12 protein-coding genes are annotated in these 18,132 nt (G+C 70.1%); 6 read left to right on the forward strand and 6 right to left on the reverse strand.

Annotated features, from left to right (window positions below; translation table 11 throughout):
* Positions 1 to 145: 145 nt before the first annotated feature.
* Complete coding sequence (locus ABZ622_RS28305) at positions 146 to 1,912, forward strand: glycosyl hydrolase family 18 protein (protein ID WP_360547854.1); 1,767 nt, start codon at positions 146 to 148, stop codon at positions 1,910 to 1,912.
* Between the two features lie 98 nt (positions 1,913 to 2,010).
* On the opposite strand, the gene ABZ622_RS28310 is transcribed toward ABZ622_RS28305, so the two are convergent.
* Positions 2,011 to 2,877 carry a fumarylacetoacetate hydrolase family protein gene (locus tag ABZ622_RS28310; protein ID WP_360547856.1) on the reverse strand — a complete coding sequence of 289 codons (867 nt, stop codon included), beginning with the start codon at positions 2,875 to 2,877 and terminating at the stop codon, positions 2,011 to 2,013.
* A 147-nt stretch (positions 2,878 to 3,024) separates the two neighbouring features.
* Here ABZ622_RS28310 and ABZ622_RS28315 point away from each other — a divergent pair, with 147 nt between their 5' ends.
* The 4 genes from ABZ622_RS28315 (at position 3,025) to ABZ622_RS28330 (ending at position 9,655) form a co-directional block, all read left to right on the forward strand.
* A complete protein-coding gene (locus ABZ622_RS28315; protein ID WP_360547858.1) occupies positions 3,025 to 3,606 on the forward strand; it encodes a TetR/AcrR family transcriptional regulator in 582 nt (193 codons plus the stop codon).
* A gap of 226 nt (positions 3,607 to 3,832) precedes the next feature.
* Positions 3,833 to 4,348, forward strand: a complete 516-nt coding sequence (locus ABZ622_RS28320; protein ID WP_360547860.1) for a VOC family protein — start codon at positions 3,833 to 3,835, stop codon at positions 4,346 to 4,348.
* On the forward strand, positions 4,345 to 6,027 hold the full coding sequence (locus tag ABZ622_RS28325) for an FAD-dependent monooxygenase (protein ID WP_360547862.1): 1,683 nt from the start codon (positions 4,345 to 4,347) through the stop codon (positions 6,025 to 6,027). Before ABZ622_RS28320 ends, ABZ622_RS28325 begins: the two co-directional genes overlap by 4 nt.
* A 100-nt stretch (positions 6,028 to 6,127) precedes the next feature.
* Complete coding sequence (locus ABZ622_RS28330; protein WP_360547864.1) at positions 6,128 to 9,655, forward strand: indolepyruvate ferredoxin oxidoreductase family protein; 3,528 nt, start codon at positions 6,128 to 6,130, stop codon at positions 9,653 to 9,655.
* 75 nt (positions 9,656 to 9,730) lie between these two features.
* Here ABZ622_RS28330 and ABZ622_RS28335 read toward each other — a convergent pair whose 3' ends face one another.
* From ABZ622_RS28335 to ABZ622_RS28345, 3 genes are read right to left on the reverse strand one after another with little or no spacing between them, the layout of a single operon-like run.
* A complete protein-coding gene (locus tag ABZ622_RS28335; protein WP_360547866.1) occupies positions 9,731 to 10,477 on the reverse strand; it encodes a succinate dehydrogenase/fumarate reductase iron-sulfur subunit in 747 nt (248 codons plus the stop codon).
* Positions 10,474 to 12,423, reverse strand: a complete 1,950-nt coding sequence (locus tag ABZ622_RS28340; RefSeq protein WP_360547868.1) for a fumarate reductase/succinate dehydrogenase flavoprotein subunit — start codon at positions 12,421 to 12,423, stop codon at positions 10,474 to 10,476. The genes ABZ622_RS28335 and ABZ622_RS28340 overlap by 4 nt, the downstream gene beginning before the upstream one ends.
* A gap of 1 nt (position 12,424) precedes the next feature.
* Positions 12,425 to 13,132 carry a succinate dehydrogenase gene (locus ABZ622_RS28345; protein ID WP_360547870.1) on the reverse strand — a complete coding sequence of 236 codons (708 nt, stop codon included), beginning with the start codon at positions 13,130 to 13,132 and terminating at the stop codon, positions 12,425 to 12,427.
* A 96-nt stretch (positions 13,133 to 13,228) separates the two neighbouring features.
* On the opposite strand from ABZ622_RS28345, the gene ABZ622_RS28350 reads away from it, so the two are divergent.
* Positions 13,229 to 14,119, forward strand: a complete 891-nt coding sequence (locus tag ABZ622_RS28350) for a LysR substrate-binding domain-containing protein (RefSeq protein WP_259929004.1) — start codon at positions 13,229 to 13,231, stop codon at positions 14,117 to 14,119.
* 53 nt (positions 14,120 to 14,172) lie between these two features.
* On the opposite strand, the gene ABZ622_RS28355 is transcribed toward ABZ622_RS28350, so the two are convergent.
* Together ABZ622_RS28355 and ABZ622_RS28360 are read right to left on the reverse strand one after the other, a co-directional pair.
* Positions 14,173 to 16,347, reverse strand: a complete 2,175-nt coding sequence (locus ABZ622_RS28355) for an EAL domain-containing protein (RefSeq protein ID WP_360547872.1) — start codon at positions 16,345 to 16,347, stop codon at positions 14,173 to 14,175.
* Positions 16,344 to 17,162, reverse strand: a complete 819-nt coding sequence (locus tag ABZ622_RS28360; RefSeq protein ID WP_360547874.1) for an SAM-dependent methyltransferase — start codon at positions 17,160 to 17,162, stop codon at positions 16,344 to 16,346. Before ABZ622_RS28360 ends, ABZ622_RS28355 begins: the two co-directional genes overlap by 4 nt.
* Between the last annotated feature and the right edge of the window lie 970 nt (positions 17,163 to 18,132).

Here is an 18,132-nt window from a genome sequence, read left to right on the forward strand (position 1 = left end):
ACCAATTATGGGCATGCCTCACGGCCGCTCCTCGCCGTGCGGCACGTGACCCCGGCCGGGAATCACAGGAACGGGCCGCGCCCCTCGACGGGCGCGGCCGAGCCGCGCGATCCGCCCGTTGTCTCACCCCGCTGGGAGCTGCCCCATGAGACGTCCAAGAAGAGTCGGCGCCGTCCTGAGCGCCTTGGCCACCGTCGTCGCGTCCGCAGGTCTGATCCTCGGATCGGGCGCCGGCGCACAGGCCGCCGCGACCGCCGCCACTCCCCTGCCCGCGCACGTCTTCGCCCCGTACTTCGAGGCGTGGAACGGCGACAGCCCGGCCGCGCTCTCGCAGGCGTCCGGCGCCAAGTACCTGACCATGGCCTTCATCCAGACGGAGACCCGCGGTTCCTGCACCCCCTACTGGAACGGCGATTCGGGCACTCCCATCGCCCAGTCCGAGTTCGGCGCCGACTTCACCACCATGCGGTCCCGCGGCGGCGATGTGATCCCGTCCTTCGGCGGCTACACGGCCGACAACGGCGGCACCGAGATCGCCGACAGCTGTACGAGTGTCGACTCCATCGCGGCGGCCTACGAGAAGGTCATCACGACCTACGACGTGTCCCGTCTCGACATGGACATCGAGGACAAATCGCTGGAGAACAGCGCCGGGATCGACCGCCGCAACAAGGCGATCAAGAAGGTGCAGGACTGGGCCGCCGCCAACGGGCGCTCGGTGCAGATCTCGTACACCCTGCCCACCACCACGAGCGGTCTGGCCGACAGCGGTCTCGCGGTGCTGGAGAACGCGGTGTCCAACGGCGCCAAGGTCGATGTCGTGAACCTCATGACCTTCGACTACTACGACGGCGCCTCGCACAACATGGCTCAGGACACCCAGACGGCGATCACCGGGCTCAAGGACCAGCTGGCCGATCTGTACCCGTCGAAGACCGACGCCCAGCTGTGGGGCATGACCGGCATCATCGAGATGCCGGGCATCGACGACTACGGCCCGGCCGAGACGTTCACCACGGCCGATGCCACCTCGGTCTACAACTGGGCCGTGGGCAAGGGCCTCAGCACCCTGTCGTTCTGGGCACTCCAGCGCGACAACGGCGGCTGCCCCGGCACCGGGGGCAGCGACACCTGCTCCGGCATCGCGCAGGACACCTGGTACTTCACCCACACCTTCGCCCCGTTCACGGGCGGCGGCACCGGTCCGGTGACGGACGACTACTCGGTGGCCGTGGCCCCGGGTTCGGCGACGGTCGCCCCCGGTGGCTCCACGACGGCGACGGTGAACACCGCGGTCACCTCCGGCAACGCGAAGACCGTGGCGCTGACGACGAGCGGGGCGCCCGCCGGTGTGACGGTGACGCTCAGCCCGACCTCGGTCACCGCGGGCGGGACGTCGAAGCTGACGGTCGCCGCTTCGGCGTCCGCCGCCCCCGGCACGTACCGGATCGAGGTGACCGGCACGGCGGGCACGCTCAGCCACGCGTCGGCCCTCACCCTCACGGTGTCGGGCCCGGGCGGCGGCACCGGGGCCCTGGTCAACGGTGACTTCGAGTCGGGTTCGCTCGGCCCCTGGACCTGCGAGTCCGGTGGCTCGGTCGTCTCCACCCCGGTGCACGGCGGTACGCACGCACTCGCCGCGGCGGCCACCGCGTCGCAGTCCGGCGAATGCGCGCAGACACTCACCCTGTCACCCGACACCAAGTACACACTGAGCGGTTGGGTGCAGGGCAGCTACGGCTACCTCGGCGTGCGGGGCGACGCCACGGCCAGCGTCTGGGGCTCGTCGAGCGGTTACGCCAAGCAGTCGGCCGCCTTCACCACCGGCTCCACCGGCAAGGTGACCGTCTACCTGCACGGCTGGTACGGGCAGGGCACGGTGTACGCGGACGACCTCTCCGTGACTTCCTGACCCCGCGAGCCGTCCGGGACTTCCCGGTTCCGGAGGCGGGCGGCCTCCGGAACCGGGAACGGCACCGCGCCGGGGCCGCTTCCCGGGCGGTTCGGCGTTCAGGCCGCCAGCACGCCGCTGCGCAGCGATCCGATGCCTTCCACCTCGACCTCCACGAGGTCGCCGGGCCGCAGGAAGCGGTCGGAGAAGACGCCCGCACCGCGCGGCGAGCCGGTGCAGATCACATCGCCCGGCTCAAGGGTCTGATACCGCGAGAGGAACGAGATCAGCTCGGGCAGGCGATGGATGAGGCTGCTGGTGCGGTCGTCCTGGCGCAGCTCACCGTTGACCCGGGTCCGGATGCGCAGGTCGAACGGCTCGGCGAACTCGTCCCCGGTCACCAGACAGGGCCCGAGCGGCTTGAAGGTGTCGAAGCTCTTGGAGACACCGATGGACGCGGTCGGATCACCGGACATGGCGCGGCGCTGGATGTCCCGGGCCGAGACATCGTTGACGACCGTCAGACCGGCAAGATATTTTCCGGCGTCCGCCGTCTCCACAGCCGCGGCGGTGCGGCCGATCACCGCGGCCACCTCGCCCTCGTAGTCGACCTCGGCGGCCGCGACGGCCGGAAGGACGATCGGCTCCGACGGCGCGATCACCGCGGATCCGGCCACCACCTGGAAGTTCGGCTCCTCCGGCATGCGGACGTGGCCCCTGCCCATCGCCGCCAGCATCTCCATCGCCTCCTCGGCGTGGCTGCGGTAGTTGAGGCCGACGATGAGAACCTTGCCGGGACGGCGAACCGGCGCGAGGACCCGCACCTCGCCGAGTGCGACCCGGCGCACCGTCCTCGCCGATCGCGCCGCCACGACGCCGGGACCGCGCAACAGCGCGCCCAGCTCGTCGTAGGGCAGATCGAGCAGGGACAGCTCCCCCGGTCGGTCCTCCCTGGCGATGCCTTGATCGGTGTTGTACAGACGCATCACGAACTCCCTCGTTCGACCGGCCCACGCTCTCTTGCCCCCAAGTCAAGAGATATCTTGTACGAGAGTCAAGAGGTGAGCCGGAGGCCACGAGGCGCCACCCGCCGCCCGCAGGCGCGGGGCACTCCCGGCATAGGCTTCCGTACCATGCCACGCAATCGACAGCAGATTCCGAAGGCCGAGCGCGAGGCCGCGCTGGTCGACCACGCATGGGAGCTCTTCGCGACCCGCGGATACAAGGGGACCAGCCTGGCCGAGGTGGGGCGCGCCGCGGGCGTCGCGGCCAACGCGGTGCGCTGGTACTTCCCCACCAAGGACGACCTCTTCGCCGCCGCACTCGATCACTACGTCACACAGGTGCGGGAACACATCGAGGTCGACGAGGACCTCGCCGGGGATCCCCGGCGCGAACTGGTGGCGCTCCTGCTGGACATGGAGCCGTACCGGGGGCTGCACCGGGAGGCCTACGAACGGATCGGCGACTCGGAGGCGCTCGCCGCAACGTACGGGCAGATCCAGGAGTGGCTCGAAGGGCGCCTGCTGGCCGCCATCACCGGCGAACTGCCGGCCGACGCCGATGTCGGCCTGATCGCGGACACCGCCCATGTGCTCTTCGAGGGCCTGCTCGTCAGCGTCCGGCGCCTGGACCGCCCCACCGCGGAGGTCGTCCAGCTCCTGACCGAGGCACTCACGGCGGCCGCGGCCGCACGCTGCGGCACCGGCGGATGAGGGAACGAGCACCCGCGCGCCCCACGGAGTAGGGAACGAGCACCCATACGCCCCACAGAGCAGGAGCGACATCGAGCCGAGCGTCCCTGGACAGCCGGAACGTCACCTTCCGGACACCTCACGACCCGTACGCGACCCCCTCTTGTCTGCCATACAAGAACGCGCCTATGCTGCTCTTGCATGCCAGACAAGAAGGCGTCATGCCTACGACCAGGAGGTCGCTCCCATGGCTTCTCCGAGCAAACTCGCCCATGTCGTTTTCAAGACCGGTCAGCTGACAACCATGACCGAGTGGTACGTACGCGTCCTGGAAGGGCGCGTCACCTTCGCCAACGATTCCCTGGCCTTCCTCACGTACGACGATGAACACCACCGGATCGCGCTCATCTCGACCGGAGCCTCGGAGCGTCCGGGGGAAGGACACACCGGCCTGCACCACGCGGCGTTCACGTACAGCACGCTCGCGGATCTGCTCGGCACCTACCAGCGGCTGAACGCGGAGGGGATCCACCCCTTCTGGTGCGTCAACCACGGTCCGACCACCTCGATGTACTTCGAGGACCCCGACGGCAATCACATCGAACTCCAGATCGACAACTTCGCCACCGAGGAGGCCCTCCACGAGTGGTTCGCCTCGGGTGCCTTCGAGGAAGATCCGATCGGTACCCGTTTCGACCCCGACGCGCTGGTCCGCCGTTTCGAGTCCGGTGAGTCCTTCGCCGAGCTGGTCAAGCGCTCATGACGGCCACCGACACCCCCGTGGTCGTCGTCGGCGCCGGTCCCGTCGGACTGGCCACGGCGCTGGTGCTGGGCCGGCACGGCGTGCCCAGCGTCGTGTGCGAACAGTACGGAGGCGTCAATCCGCATCCCCGTGCCCATGTCGTCAACACCCGGTCGATGGAACTGCTGCGGAGCTGGGGAATCGCGGACGCGGTCCGCAAGGACTCGGTGGACCCCAGGTGGGCGCTGAACATCCAGTGGAAACAGACCCTCTCGGGTTCCGGACTCGGCCGGATCAGCATGGGCGAGGGGCACGGCGAGCAGATACTCCGGCGCATCGACGCCTCCCCCGAGATGATTACCTCCTGCGCCCAGGACCGCGTACAGCAGCACCTGCTCGACGCGGTCCTCGCGCAGGGCATGGCGACCGTCCGCTACGACACCACGGTCCTCGACATCGCGGACCGGGGCGACGCGGTCGATGTCACCGTGGAGAGCGGGCAGCGGAAACAGACGCTCCGTGCCCGCTACGCCGTTGCCGCGGACGGGGCGGCCGGTGGCCTGCGGGAGGCACTCGGCATCACGACCGAGGGCTCGCCGGTCCTCGGCCATCAGCTGAACATCTACTTCCACGCGGACCTGTCCCCCTGGACCGAGGCGGATCCGGCCCTGCTCATCTGGGCCATCAACACCACCTCCCCCGGTGTGTTCATCGGGATGGACGGTGTCCGCAGATGGACGTTCCAGCGGAGCTTCGATCCGGCCACCGAGTCGCCCGGGGACTACTCGCCCCAACGGTGTGCCCGGATCATCCGGGAGGCCGTCGGTGTGGCCGAACTGGAGGTGGACATCCGGTCCGTGGGCCCCTGGACGATGGCGGCGCGGACCGCCGACCGGTACCGGAGCGGCCGGGTCTTCCTCGCGGGCGACGCCGCCCACCAGTTCCCCCCGACCGGCGGTCTGGGCATGAACACCGGTCTGGCCGACGCGGACAACCTCGGGTGGAAGCTCGCCGCGGTGCTGGGCGGGTGGGCTCCCGAATCCGTACTCGACAGCTACGAGAGCGAACGCCGCCCGGTCGCCGTCGACAACGCCCGCCACAGCGTCCGCAACGCGACGAAGATGGCCGAGGCGGGGATCGGGCCGGACACGGCCGGCATCGCCGCCCGGCTCGAAAGCCCGAACCCGGAGATCGCCGCGGCCGAGCGCCGGCGGCTCGCGGCGGCCATCCCTCCGCAGCGGCCGCATTTCGACTCCCTCGGCCAGGAGATCGGATACGTCTACGGAGCCGGCGGGCGCGCGGAAAGGGAGAGCAGTGGCCCGCTCCCGGCGACGGAGTACTCACCCGCCCCGGTGCTCGGGGCACGGCTCCCGCACGCCTGGGTCGAACGCGACGGTGCCCTGCTGTCGACGCTCGATCTCCTCTTCCCGGGTTTCACGCTGATCACGGGGCCCGCCGGCGCGCAGTGGGCAGCGGCGTTCGCGGAGACGGCCGGTGAGGTTCCGGCCCGGACGGTCGTCGTGGGCCGGGACATCACCGTCGTCGACGACTCCCTTCTGGAACGCCTCGGGATCACCGAGGACGGAGCCGTCCTCGTACGCCCCGACAGCCACATCGCGTGGCGCAGCGGCGACGGCTCGCCCCTGTCGCTCGGCACCGCCCTCTGCGAAGTACCGGACGCCTCGCCCCGGTCCGCATAACCGCTTCGAGCCGGATGGTTCGCGCAGCGCCGGTCCTTCGGGGGCCTCCCGAAGGACCGGCGCTGCGGACCACCGATGCACCTTCGGAGGAAAGCACGTGGTGACTCAGAAAACAGCACGGCCCACGCTCCAGGACCGATTCACGCGTGAGGAGGGCACCCTTCATCTCACCGGGATCCAGGCACTCGCCAGGCTCCCGCTCGACCTGCGCCGGTCGGACCTGCGCGCCGACCGCAGCACCGCCGGTTTCGTGTCCGGGTACGAGGGGTCGCCCCTGGCCGGCTACGACATGGAACTCGAACGCTGCCGGTCACAACTCGACGCGCACGACATCCTCTTCCGCCCCGGGGTCAACGAAGAACTGTCCGCCACCGCGGTCCAGGGCACACAGCTGGCCGCGATGCAGCCGGACAAGCGGATCGACGGCATCACGGGCATCTGGTACGGCAAGTCCCCCGGCCTGGACCGGGCCTCGGACGCCATCCGGCACGCCAACCTGATGGGCACCCACCCCGACGGCGGCGTACTCGCCCTGGTCGGCGACGACCCGGCCGCCAAGTCCTCGACCGTGCCCGGAGCATCCGAACTGCTCCTGGCCGACCTCGGGATCCCCACCCTCTACCCGTCGGACCCGCAGGAAGCCCTCGATTTCGGACTGCACGGCGTGGCCATGTCCCGTGCCAGCGGGCTGTGGGTCGCCCTGAAGATCGTGACCGCCGTCGCCGACGGCTCCGGCACCGTCGACGTACGGGCCGGGCGCGTCTCGCCCCTCGCGCCCGCGCCGACGGCCGGTGACACACCGTACCGGCACCGGGTGACCGCCCATATGGTGCAGCCGACGCTCGGCGAGCTGGAGCGCAGCCGGGACGGCGTCAGGCTGGAGATCGCCCGCCGCTACGCCGCTGCCAACGGCCTCAACCGGATCACCCGGCAGGGCCCGGACGACCGCGTCGGCATCATCGCCCCCGGCAAGACCTTCCTCGACCTTCGCCAGGCCCTGCGCATCCTCGGACTCGACGACACCGAACTGGAGCGGCGCGGGATCCGGCTGCTCCACCTCGGCATGATTCACCCGCTCGAACCGTCGGTGGTGGAACGGTTCGCGGCCGGTCTCAGCCACATCATCGTGGTGGAGGAGAAGCGTCCGCTGATCGAGACCGCGGTCAAGGACCTGCTCTACGGGAGGGCCGCCATGCCGGCCGTCTCCGGAAAGCGCGCGCCCGACGGCAGCGTGCTCATCCCCGGGGACGGTGAGCTGGGCCCCGATCTGATCGCCGCCCGGCTCGCTGCCCGGCTGGTGTCCATCGGCGATTTCCCCACCGTACGGCGCTGGTCGGAGAACTCCCGGCCGCGACCCCACCGCGTGCGGCTGCCACTGCTGACCCGTACGCCCTACTTCTGCTCCGGCTGCCCGCACAACGTCTCGACGCAGACACCCGAGGGATCCACCGTCGGTGCCGGGATCGGCTGCCACGCCATGGTCACGCTGATGGACCCGGCCCAGGCCGGAGACGTGATCGGCATGACGCAGATGGGCGGCGAGGGCACCCAGTGGATCGGCATGGAGCCGTTCCTCGAACGGAAGCACCTCATCCAGAACCTGGGGGACGGCACCTTCCACCACTCCGGCAGTCTCGCCGTCCGGGCGGCGGTCTCCGGCGGGGTGAACATCACCTACAAGCTGCTGTACAACTCGGCGGTCGCCATGACCGGCGGGCAGCGGCCCGTCGGCGTCATGCCCGTGCCGGCGATCTGCTCGGCGCTCCTCGCCGAGGGGGTCGGGCGGATCATCGTCACCACCGAGGACCCCTCGCGCTACCGGAGGGTGAAGCTCCCCAAGGGCGTTCAGGTGTGGCACCGCGACCGGCTGACCGAGGCGCAGGAGACCCTCGCGCAGGTTCCCGGCGTGACCCTGCTCATCCACGACCAGGAGTGCGCCACCGAACTCCGCCGCAAGCGCAAGCGCGGGCTGGCGGCGGACCCGGTAGAACGGGTGGTGATCAACGAGCGGGTCTGCGAGGGGTGCGGGGACTGCGGGCAGAAGTCCAACTGTCTGTCGGTCCAGCCCGCCGACACCGAGTTCGGACGCAAGACCCGGATCGACCAGTCCTCCTGCAACAAGGACTTCACCTGTCTGAAGGGCGACTGCCCCTCGTTCCTCACCGTCGTCCCCGCCAAGGGGAGAGCGGCGTTCACCCCGGTGCCGATGCCGGACGCCACGGCTCTCCCCGAGCCGCCGGGCGGCGAGCCCGCCTCGCACACCACGCGCATCACCGGGGTGGGCGGCTCCGGAGTCATCACCCTGGCGCAGATTCTGAGCACCGCCGCGTCACTCGCCGGCCGTCACGTCCGGGCCCTGGACCAGACCGGCCTGGCGCAGAAGGGCGGTGCGGTGGTCTCCGACATCAAGATCACCCGGGAGCCGGTGGCGCAGTCGAACAAGGCGGCCGACGAGGAGTGCGATCTCTATCTCGGCTGCGACCTGCTGGTCGCCGCGGACCCTGCTCAGCTGTCCGCCGCGACCCCGGCGCGAACAGTGGCGGTCGTCTCCACGGCGGAGGTTCCGACCGGACACATGGTGACCGACACGACGGTGTCGTTCCCCGCCGTCGAACCGATCAAGGAACGCATTCGCGCAGTGGCCGACCGGGCCGTCTTCCTCGACGCGCGACAGCTGGCCAACTCGTTGCTGGGTGAGGACCAGTTCGCCAATCTGCTGCTCGCCGGGGCGGCCTACCAGACCGGTGCGCTGCCGCTGCCCGCGGAGTCCATCGAGGAGGCGATCACCCTCAACGGAGTGCGGGTCGAGGACAACCTCAAGGCATTCCGGCTCGGCCGGCAGGCCGTCGGCGACCCCGCCGGCTTCGCCGCGGCCCTGGAGCGCGAGGGCCGTTCCCCGGCGCCGGAGCCGGCCGCCCCCGCCGCGGCACGCGGTGTGATCGCGCTGGTGGACACCGCCGCGGAATCGGAGCTCCGGCGCCTGCTGGAGGTCCGGGTGCCGGATCTCATCGGCTACCAGAACACGGCCTACGCGACGCGGTACGCCGAGGGCGTCGAGCGGGTGCGCCGGATCGAGGCCGAGCGGGTCCCCGGCTCGACCGCGCTGACCGAGGCGGTGGCCCGTCACCTGTACAAGCTCATGGCCTACAAGGACGAGTACGAGGTGGCGCGCCTGTCCCTCGATCCGGCCGTGGAGCGGGAAGTACGGGCGAGGTTCGGGGACGGCGCCCGGATGTCCTACCGCCTGCACCCGCCCGTGCTCCGGGCGCTCGGGATGGAACGGAAGATCGTGCTCGGCCCGTGGTTCAAGCCCGTCTTCCGTGCCCTCGCGGCGATGCGCCATGTCAGGGGCACCCGGCTGGACCCGTTCGGTGCCGCCCGGGTGCGCCGGGTCGAACGGGCGTTGGTCGTCGAGTACGAGGACATGATCGCCCGGGCGTGCCTGGAACTGGGTCCGGACAACCACGCCCTGACCGTCGAACTCGCCGAACTGCCCGACATGGTGCGGGGGTACGAGGACATCAAGATGGCGTCGGTCGCCCGGTACCGTGCCGAAGCCACCGGTCTCCTGGAGCGGCTCGGGCAGCCGCTGCCGGACGCTTCCGCGAAGGCCACGCCGGCCGTGTAGTCACCGGGCGGCCCCGGCAACGGGGCCGCCCGGGCCCCTCGCCCCGGACGAGCGGCTCCAGTGCCCCTTGCGGCCCTAGCGGCGCACCTTGCGGGTGGCGCGCAGCCACTCCTTGTTCATGGCCGAGATCGACGGCAGCGGGATGCCCTTGGGGCAGGCGGTGGCGCACTCGCCGGTGAGCGTGCAGCCGCCGAAGCCCTCGCTGTCCATCTGGCCGACCATGTCGAGGACCCGGGTCTCGCGCTCCGGGGCGCCCTGCGGCAGCACGTTGAGGTGGTTGACCTTGGCCGAGGTGAAGAGCATCGCCGAGCCGTTGGGGCAGGCCGCCACGCAGGCGCCGCAGCCGATGCACTCGGCGTGCTCGAAGGCGAAGTCGGCGTCCGGCTTGGGCACCGGGGTGGCGTGTGCCTCCGGGGCGGTGCCGGTCGGGGCGGAGATGTAGCCGCCCGCCTGGATGATCCGGTCGAAGGCCGAGCGGTCCACGACCAGGTCCTTGACGACCGGGAAGGCCGAGGCGCGCCACGGTTCGATGTCGATCGTGTCGCCGTCCTCGAAGGACCGCATGTGGAGCTGGCAGGTGGTGGTGCGCTCGGGGCCGTGGGCGTCGCCGTTGATGACGAGGCTGCACGCGCCGCAGATGCCCTCGCGGCAGTCGTGGTCGAAGGCGACGGGGTCGTCGCCGGCGAGGATGAGTTCCTCGTTGAGGGTGTCGAGCATCTCCAGGAAAGACATGTCCCGCGAGATGCCGTCCACCTCGTAGGTGGACATGGCGCCGGGTGCGTCGGCGTTCTTCTGGCGCCAGACGCGCAGGGTGAGCTTCATGCGTAGCTCCGCTGAGTGGGGTGGACGTACTCGAAGACGAGGTCTTCCTCGTGCAGGACGGGGGCCCGGCCGGTGTCGGAGAACTCCCAGGCGGCGGCGTAGGAGAACTCCTCGTCCCGGCGGGCGGCTTCGCCGTCCGGGGTCTGCGACTCCTCGCGGAAGTGGCCTCCGCAGGACTCGGCGCGGTGCAGTGCGTCGAGGCACATGAGCTCGGCGAGCTCCAGGTAGTCGACGATGCGGTTGGCCTTCTCCAGCGACTGGTTGAACTCGTCGCCGGTGCCGGGGACCTTGATCCGGCGCCAGAACTCCTCGCGGATCTGCGGGATGCGTTCGAGCGCCGTGCGCAGTCCGTCCTCGGTGCGGGCCATCCCGCAGTACTCCCACATGAGTTCGCCGATCTCGCGGTGGAAGGAGTCCGGGGTGCGGTCGCCGTCGACGGCGAGCAGCAGGTTCAGCCGGTCCTCGGTGTCGGCGACGGCCTCCTCGACGGCGGGGTGCGAGGCGTCGACCGGCTCGTGGTGCGGATTGCGGGCGAGGTAGTCGTTGATCGTCGACGGGAGGACGAAGTAGCCGTCGGCGAGGCCCTGCATCAGCGCGGACGCGCCGAGCCGGTTGGCACCGTGGTCGGAGAAGTTGGCCTCGCCGATGGCGAAGAGGCCCGGGACGGTGGTCTGGAGGTCGTAGTCGACCCAGAGACCGCCCATCGTGTAGTGCACGGCCGGGTAGATCCGCATCGGGGTCTCGTACGGGTTCTCCGCGGTGATCTGCGCGTACATGTCGAAGAGGTTGCCGTACTTCTCCTCGACCTTGTCGCGGCCCATCCGCTGGATGGCCTCGGCGAAGTCCAGGTAGACGCCCTGGCCGCCGGGGCCGACGCCGCGTCCCTCGTCGCAGACGTTCTTCGCGGCGCGGGAGGCGATGTCCCGGGGCACCAGATTGCCGAAGGCGGGGTAGATGCGCTCCAGGTAGTAGTCGCGCTCGTCCTCGGGGATCTCGCCGGCGGGGCGGTCGTCGCCCTTGGCCTTCGGGACCCAGATCCGGCCGTCGTTGCGCAGCGACTCGCTCATCAGGGTCAGCTTGGACTGGTGGTCGCCGGTGCGCGGGATGCAGGTGGGGTGGATCTGGGTGAAGCAGGGGTTGGCGAAGTACGCGCCGCGGCGGTGGGCGCGCCAGACGGCGGTGGCGTTGGAGTTCATGGCGTTCGTCGACAGGTAGAAGACGTTGCCGTAGCCGCCGCTGGCCAGCACGACCGCGTCGGCGAAGTATGTGTCGATCTTCCCGGTGACGAGGTCGCGGGCGACGATCCCGCGGGCCTTGCCGTCGACGACGATCAGGTCGAGCATCTCGGTGCGGGCGTGCAGTTCGACGTTGCCCGCGGAGATCTGCCTGGACAGCGCCTGGTAGGCGCCGAGCAGGAGTTGCTGTCCGGTCTGGCCCCGGGCGTAGAAGGTGCGGGAGACCTGGACGCCGCCGAAGGAGCGGTTGTCGAGGAGGCCGCCGTACTCGCGGGCGAAGGGGACGCCCTGGGCGACGCACTGGTCGATGATCTCGACGGAGATCTGGGCGAGCCGGTGGACATTGGACTCGCGGGCGCGGAAGTCGCCGCCCTTGACGGTGTCGTAGAAGAGCCGGTGGATCGAGTCGCCGTCGTTGCGGTAGTTCTTCGCGGCGTTGATGCCGCCCTGGGCGGCGACCGAGTGGGCGCGGCGGGGCGAGTCCTGGAAGCAGAACTGGACGACGTGGTAGCCCTGTTCGGCCAGGGTCGCACCGGCCGAGCCGCCGGCCAGGCCGGTGCCGACGACGATGACGGTGTGCTTGCGGCGGTTGGCCGGGTTGACCAGCTTGGCCTGGAAGCGGCGGGTGTCCCAGCGCTCGGCGATGGGGCCTTCGGGGGCCTTGGTGTCGGCGATGGGCGCGCCGGTCTCGTAGTGCGAGTAGTCGGTCATGTCAGCTCACGACTCCGGTCATGACGGCGACGGGTATGGAGATGAAGCCCAGCGTCAGCACCGCGGCGAGGGCGTTGGCGATGGTCTTGAGGACCCGGTCACGGGTGGCGTTGCCCGCGCCGAGGGTCTGGGCGGCGCTCCAGAAGCCGTGCTGGACGTGGAGTCCGAGGGCGAGCATGGCGACGATGTAGACGGTGTTGCCGTACCAGGTGGAGAAGGTGTCGATGACGTTCTGGTACGGGTGCCCGGACTGGAATCCGCCGGGGTGCGCGGTGCCCGTCGTCAGGTCGAGGATGTGCCAGACGACGAAGAGGGCGAGGATGATCCCGCCCCAGCGCATGGTGCGGGTGGCATAGCCGGCGCGTGGCTTCCTGTGCACGTACTTGGCGGGGCGCGCCCTGATGTCGCGGCGGCTCAGCTGGTACGCGGAGACGGCGTGCAGCACGACTGCCGCGACGAGCACGACGCGGACGATCCACAGGGCCCACTCGTAGTGCAGGAAGGGCTCGCCCATGGTCCGCAGCCAGTGCGCGTAATGGTTGAACTCGCCGGACCCGAAGAAGATCTTCAGGTTGCCGATCATGTGGACGACCAAGTAGAGGAGCATGATCAGGCCGCTCACGGCCATGACCGTCTTCTTGCCGAGGGACGAGTCCCAGAGCGTACGCGTCATGGACGGCCGTCGGTCCGTCCGGGTTGCCAATGCCATGGACACGACGCTAGGACCGATCCACCCCATCAGTCCAAGTCATGGAATGGCTCATGTTCATAGGCTTGGACTATCATGGCCGATCGAGGTGGACGTATGCAGTTCCAGCAGCTGATGTATTTCGTGGCCGTGGCCGAGACCCGGCACTTCACCCGTGCCGCCGAGGAGGTGCATGTCTCGCAGCCCTCGCTCTCCCAGCAGATCCGGGCGCTGGAGAGTGAGCTGGGGGCCGAGCTGTTCAGCCGGGCGCGCGGCAACATCACGCTCACCGACGCGGGCGAGGCCCTGCTGCCGCTGGCCCGCCGGATCCTCGCGGACGCGGACACCGCACGCCACGAGGTGCAGGAGCTGGCGCAGCTGCGCCGGGGCCGGGTCCGGCTCGGTGCCACCCCCAGCCTCTGCACCGGTCTGCTCCCCGACGTGCTGCGCGCCTTCCACGACCGGCATCCGGGGATCCAGCTGCTGCTGGAGGAGGGTGGCTCGCTCGACCTGGTACGGGAGCTGGCGCGCGGCGCGCTCGACCTCGCGCTGGTGGTGCTGCCGCTGCCCGCCGCGTCTCCCGCGCTCACGACGGTGGAGCTGCTCCAGGAGGACCTGGTCGTGGTGTCGTCCGCGCGGGCCCCGCGGCCCGGCCGGGGCGGGAGCGTACGGATCGCCGATCTCCAGGGCGCACCGCTGGTGATGTTCCGGCACGGGTACGACCTGCGGGAGCTGACGGTCGCCGCCTGCCGGGCCGAGGGCTTCGAGCCGTCGTTCACGGTGGAGGGCGGCGAGATGGACGCCGTGCTCGGCTTCGTCCGGGCGGGGCTCGGGATCGCGGTGGTGCCGAGCATGGTGGCCGTCCGGTCCGGTCACGGACTGCGGACCACCCCGCTGGCCCGTCCGGGGCTGCGGCGCACGATCGCGCTCGCGCACCGCAGCGACGTGGCTCCGCCGCGCGCGGCGCGCGAGCTGCAGAAGGTGCTGCTCGCCGCCGGACGGGCCTGAGCCGGCCCGTCCGGCGAAAGCGGGAGCGGGGCGGGCGCGGGGCCCGCCCCGCCTCACACCGCGTCGGCCAGCAGCAGCGAGTGGATCCGGTCCGGCGCGCCCGGCCGGGCGTAGTACCAGCCCTGCGCCGTGTCGCAGCCCAGCTTGCGCAGCTGCTCGGCCTGGGCGCCGGTCTCCACGCCCTCGACCGTGACCGCGAGGTCCAGGCTGTGCGCCAGGGAGACGATGCCCTCGACGATCTTCAGATCGACCGGGTCCGCCGGATGCTGCTGCATGCCCATGGTGAAGGAACGGTCCAGTTTGAGCACGCTCACCGGCAGCCGGCGCAGATTCGCCAGGTTCGAGTACCCGGTGCCGAAGTCGTCGAGCGCTATGTCGACCCCCATTTCGGCCAGCTGTCGCAGCGGCTTGAGCAGGTCGTCGTCCGCGCCGATGAGCGCGGACTCGGTGACCTCCAGGCAGAGCGCCCCGGGTTCGAGCCCCGAGCGTTCCAGCACGTCGACCGTCTCGGCGACCAGCCGCGGATGGTGCAGCTGGGTCGGTGAGAGGTTGACGTTGATCCGCAGCGGGCCGCCGTCGGTGTGCCGTTGCTGCCAGACGTTGGCCTGCCGTACGGACTCCTCCAGCACCCAGCGGCCCAGCGGCACGATCAGTCCGGTGTGCTCGGCGAGCGGGATGAACCGGTCCGGGCCGAGCACCCCGTGCTGCGGGTGGCACCAGCGCACCAGCGCCTCCGCACCGTGCACCGTGCCGTCGCCGAGGTGGACGAGCGGCTGGTACTCGATGAAGAACTCACCGCGTTCCAGGGCGGCCGGCAGCGCGGTGGTCAGCCCGTGCCGGGTGATGGCGCGGGCGTCGGCCTCGGCATCGGCGAGTTCGAACCGGTTGCCGCCCGCCGACTTGGCCCGGTACATCGTGATGTCGGCGCTGCGCAGCACCTCGGCGGCGTTGCGTTCGCGGGCGGGCCCTTCCACGACCCCGATGGAGCCCCGTACGGTCAGCTCACGGCCGTCCAGGCGGATCGGGGTGCCGAGCACGCCGAGGATGCGGCAGGCCAGTTCGACGACCTCCGTCTCGGTCTCGCGTCCGGTGGTCAGGGCCACGAACTCGTCGCCGCCGAGCCGCGCGACCATCTCGCCGGGCGCGGTCGCACAGCTCTGCAGCCGGTCGGCGACCTCGACCAGCAGCCGGTCCCCCGACGCGTGGCCGAGGCTGTCGTTGATCGCCTTGAAGCCGTCCAGGTCGAGGTAGCAGAGGCCGAAGCGGCTGCCGTCCTCGGCGGACAGTGCCTTCTCCAGCCGCTCGAAGAACAGCGTCCGGTTGGGCAGGCCGGTGAGCGCGTCGTGGGTGGCCTCGTACCGCAGCCGCAGATTGAGCAGCCGGCGCTCGGTGGTGTCCTCCATCAGCGCCAGCTGGTACTGCGGCTCGCCCTCGGCGTCACGCAGCAGCGACACGGTCAGATTGGTCCACAGCACGGTGCCGTCGTTGCGGTAGTACGGCTTCTCGACCCGGTAGTGCTCGCGTTCGCCGCGCACCAGCTCGTCGTAGTACTTCCACACGTGCGGCGAGTCCTCGGGGTGGACCCACTCGTTGACCTTGTGGCTGCGCACATGGTGGTCGAGCCCGCCGAACATCCGGGTGAGGGTGTCGTTGACCTCCAGCACATTGCCGTCCAGGTCGGCGATGCCGATACCGATGGCCGCGTCCTTGAAGACGGCGCGGAACCGTGCCTCGGTCGCGTGCAGCGCGTGTTCGGCGTCGGTGCGGGCGGTCAGCGCGGAACGCGCGATGGCCTCCTGTTCGGCGAGGGTGCGCTCGCGCAGCGCCTGGGTGAAGCCACCCGCGAGGGTGTGCTGGATCCGGGCGCAGCGGGCCCTGCTGTCCTCGGTCGACAACGCCGTCACGCCGTTGCTTCCGCAGTAGAGCACCAGATACGAGTCGATCACGCCGAGCGTGCTGCTGAGCGCGTCCGGATCGGTGCAGTGCGCGGAGACCAGAGCGGCGCCCACTTCGCCCGCCGATGCCGCGTCGAAGGGCCGGGCGTGCAGGATGTCGCTGAGATCGCGGGCCAGCGGCAGCAGATGCTGTTCGAACTCGGTGCGCGTCAAGGAGGTGGCCGTCGAGGGGAAGATGGCCCGGCTCCATATGGTGGCGAATCTCCGGAGCCGGTCCTCGGGACCGTCGGGTTCCGTGTCCGGCACACCGGACGACTGGGCGGGGATGCTCACGCCTTGCGTCCCACTCCCGCGAAGCCCGAGAACGCGAATGGGTCCTCCTGCTCCGTCACCACCGGAGCGTCCGGCCGCCAGTGCGGCATCGACACGAGGCCGGGTTCGACCATCTCGCACCCCTCGAAGAAGCGGGCGATCTCGGTGCGGGACCGCATGACCAGGGGGTTGCGGATGTTCTTGTAGACCTCGACCGTGCCGCCCGCCTCTTCCCGGGTGAGCGGAATACCTTCGTACGAGGCGTGGGTCATGACGACGATGCTGCCGGGGGCGAGTGCTTCGCGAAGTTCGGCGACCGCGCTCTGCGGGTCGTCGGAGTCCTCGATGAAGTGGAGCACCGCGACGAGCAGCAGGGCCACCGGGCGGTCCAGGTCGAGCAGTCCGGTGATCTCCGGGCTTTTCACGATCTCCTGCGGGTGGCGCAGATCGGCGGCGGCGATCACCGCCCGGCCGTTTCCTTCGAGTACGGCCCGGCTGTGCGCGACCGCGACCGGGTCGTGATCGACGTACGCCACCCGGGCCTCCGGGTCGGCCGCCTGAGCGACTTCGTGAACATTGCCGAAGGTCGGTATTCCCGAACCGATGTCCAGAAACTGACTGATGCCCTGGCTCACCGCGTAACGCACGGCTCGGCGCATAAAGGCGCGATTCGCCTGCATGACCTTGGGGAGTCCAGGCATGAACTCCATGGCCTTGCGCGCCGCTTCCCGGTCCACCTCGAAATTGTGCGATCCGCCCAGATAGAAGTCGTACATGCGAGACACGCTCGGCACCGAAATGTCTATGCCTTGCGGTGCCCAGGCGGGACGCTCCATCAATGTCTCCAACAAGTCGCCACGGCGATCCGGCCATGTTCATGGTCAGTGTTGACCAGAGGCTACTGATCGGCTGCCAAGAGAGCGAGCGGAAACGGAAATTAGCCGTCCGTTATTGGTCACACACCAGTGGCGTGTGCAACCAGGCCGTCGCTGCGTGTGACATTCGACGCCCGAACGGGTCCGGCGGAGGTGATGCCGGGCACCAGGCGCCGTCACAGTACCGGCCGTTGATGAATCCGGTGACGCAGCCGGTTTCACATCAGGGATTAGGTCTGGACCGGATGGCGGCCGATGTCCCGGCAGTTGAGTCCACCGGGTCGATTGATGGTGACAAATGCCTTGGCCGTGACGCCTTTGGAAGCATTCTTTACCAATGAGGCAATGCCCGGTCACTTCAACGGGCGCTTCATCGGGCGCTTCATCGGACGCTTCAACGGGAGCTTCATCGTTCGCTCGACCGGTCGCGTGACCGGCCGCGTCGTGGAACGGGAGCCGGCACAGGTCCGGTCCACCGTTCCGGCCGGGATCCGCGTCAACCTCCGTACGGCTCACACCAGTTGCGCGGGGGCGCTGCGCCGCCCACGGCGTCGGGCACCCGTCCCGTCCCCGCCGGGTCCGCGCTGGTCCGGGGCACTCTCCCGGCGGCAAACACCCGACACCCCAGGTCCCCACCATCAGGCGAAACACACCCACTGCCCGCGTGTCCCGCGACCGGCCGGAACATGCTCCCGGTCGTGTACGGATCACTCATAGGACGGCTCACGGCAGCCGTCGCCCTTCTCTGGCTGCTCTCCGCCCCGGCGCCCGCCGTCGCGGACAGCTGCGCATACGCCTCCATCGGTGAGAACGGGGGCAGTTCGTCGGTCGCCACGTCGGGCGACGGCAGTTGCCACGCGGGCCCGATTCCCGAGCCGACGCCACCCCGCACCCCACGGCCGTCGCCTCCGCCACCCCCTCCCCCTCCCCC

It is taken from the genome of Streptomyces sp. NPDC007164, assembly GCF_040634135.1.
GTDB lineage: Bacteria > Actinomycetota > Actinomycetes > Streptomycetales > Streptomycetaceae > Streptomyces > Streptomyces sanglieri.

What these genes read in the sequence shown, in the direction of transcription:
- ABZ622_RS28305 (WP_360547854.1), top strand. Translation starts at nt 146, where the DNA reads ATGAGACGTCCAAGAAGAGTCGGCGCCGTCCTGAGCGCCTTGGCCACC.
- ABZ622_RS28310 (WP_360547856.1), bottom strand. Translation starts at nt 2,877, where the DNA reads ATGCGTCTGTACAACACCGATCAAGGCATCGCCAGGGAGGACCGACCG.
- ABZ622_RS28315 (WP_360547858.1), top strand. Translation starts at nt 3,025, where the DNA reads ATGCCACGCAATCGACAGCAGATTCCGAAGGCCGAGCGCGAGGCCGCG.
- ABZ622_RS28320 (WP_360547860.1), top strand. Translation starts at nt 3,833, where the DNA reads ATGGCTTCTCCGAGCAAACTCGCCCATGTCGTTTTCAAGACCGGTCAG.
- ABZ622_RS28325 (WP_360547862.1), top strand. Translation starts at nt 4,345, where the DNA reads ATGACGGCCACCGACACCCCCGTGGTCGTCGTCGGCGCCGGTCCCGTC.
- ABZ622_RS28335 (WP_360547866.1), bottom strand. Translation starts at nt 10,477, where the DNA reads ATGAAGCTCACCCTGCGCGTCTGGCGCCAGAAGAACGCCGACGCACCC.
- ABZ622_RS28340 (WP_360547868.1), bottom strand. Translation starts at nt 12,423, where the DNA reads ATGACCGACTACTCGCACTACGAGACCGGCGCGCCCATCGCCGACACC.
- ABZ622_RS28345 (WP_360547870.1), bottom strand. Translation starts at nt 13,132, where the DNA reads ATGGCATTGGCAACCCGGACGGACCGACGGCCGTCCATGACGCGTACG.
- ABZ622_RS28350 (WP_259929004.1), top strand. Translation starts at nt 13,229, where the DNA reads ATGCAGTTCCAGCAGCTGATGTATTTCGTGGCCGTGGCCGAGACCCGG.
- ABZ622_RS28360 (WP_360547874.1), bottom strand. Translation starts at nt 17,162, where the DNA reads ATGGAGCGTCCCGCCTGGGCACCGCAAGGCATAGACATTTCGGTGCCG.